This is a genomic window from Pseudomonas sp. BE134, assembly GCF_031456105.1.
Taxonomy (GTDB): Bacteria; Pseudomonadota; Gammaproteobacteria; order Pseudomonadales; family Pseudomonadaceae; genus Aquipseudomonas.
This window is the reverse complement of sequence record NZ_JAVDUA010000069.1, coordinates 1-1518: the sequence shown is the minus strand read 5'-3', so window position 1 is coordinate 1518 and position 1518 is coordinate 1. Positions and strand designations below refer to the sequence as shown.

General features: G+C 54.9%; 1 protein-coding gene. It reads left to right on the top strand.

The features are described 5' to 3' along the window. Window positions 1-1421: IS1182 family transposase (locus J2Y56_RS28345; RefSeq protein WP_310354121.1), on the top strand; the 1421-nt coding region annotated here is incomplete at its 5' end. Window positions 1422-1518 lie beyond the last annotated feature (97 nt).

The window sequence follows — 1518 nt, the reverse complement described above, 5'->3', positions numbered from 1 at the left end:
CTTACATCCAAGGTCAAGCGCGCGATCAGACCAGCCTTTTTCCGGTTTCGCTGGAGGATTTAATCCCTGAGGATCACCTCGTTCGCGTGATTGATGCCTTCGTTGCCAAGCTCGATCTCATACGCTTGGGGTTCGACAAGGCGGTGCCCAAAAGCACCGGTCGCCCCTCTTACGATCCGGCAGATCAGCTCAAGCTCTATCTGTATGGCTATTTCCAGCGGATCCGCTCATCCCGTCGTCTCGAAGCCGAATGCCAGCGCAACATCGAAGTCATGTGGTTACTCAACCGCCTCAAACCCGATTTCAAGACCATTGCCGACTTTCGTAAGAACAACAAACAAGCGTTCAGTGCAACGTGTCGGGTCTTCGTTCAGTTCTGCCGTACGGTCGGTTTGATTGCTGGCGACCTGGTTGCCATTGATGGCAGTAAATTTCAGGCGGTAGCCTCTTCGCGGCGCCATCTGAACATGAAACAACTCAAGCGCCAGCAGGAAAAACTGGATAAGCGCATCGCCCAGTATCTGGCTGAACTGGATGAGGCCGATAAAGCCGAAGCGGGTGAAACCATTGATCGCAGCGCCATCAAGACAGCGCTGGAGCAACTTGAAGCTCGGCAACTGAACAATCTGACCTGCCAGGCGCTGATGAAGTCGATGGGGATCGAGCAGTTCAACACCGGCGAAAGCGATGCCCGAATGATGCGCACGCCCAAAGGCCCGCGGGTGGCTTATAACGTACAAACCGCCGTGGACGCGGAACATTGTTTGATCCTGCATCACGACGTGACACAAGACGGCAACGATACCCAGCAACTTGAGCCCATGGCCAAGGCTGCCAAAGAACAGTTGCAGCAGAGCAAACTGAACGTGACCGCCGATGCGGGCTACTCCAACGGCAAGCAGTTCCAAGTGTGTGAAGAGGCGGGCATTACGGCGTACGTACCGCCCAACCGAGCGGTTAACCCCCGTAGTAAGGAGAAGGAACTCTTCGAGCGAAAAGATTTTACTTACGATGCGCAACAGGATCAGTACCAATGCCCTGCTGGCAAACTGCTGACGCTCAAACAGCTGAATAAAGGTGAGCGCATTTACCATGCGGCTGTCAGCGACTGCGCCAACTGCCCACTGAAAGGGCAATGCACCGATGCTCAGCGCCGATACGTCTCACGCCACGCCCACGAAGAAGCCTTCGAGCGAATGGAGCAGCGCATGCAGGCGCATCCGGAAATGATGGTGAGCCGAAGGTCCATCGTTGAGCATCCCTTTGGCAACCTTAAACAATGGCTGTTTGGAAACGGCCGCTTCCTGCTGCGACAGTCAGAGGGGGCAAGAGCGGAAATGGCCTTGGCGGTGAACGCCTACAACCTCAAAAGAGCGATCAATGTGCTGGGTGTACGCCGAATGATGGAGTTGATGGGCTGAAAAGCCTTTTTTCGCCTGTTACCTGCACAAAAGCAAACGCCCCGAACAAGTCGGGGCGTTTGCTTGGATCGCCTTCAGCGTGTTTTCACACAGTCTG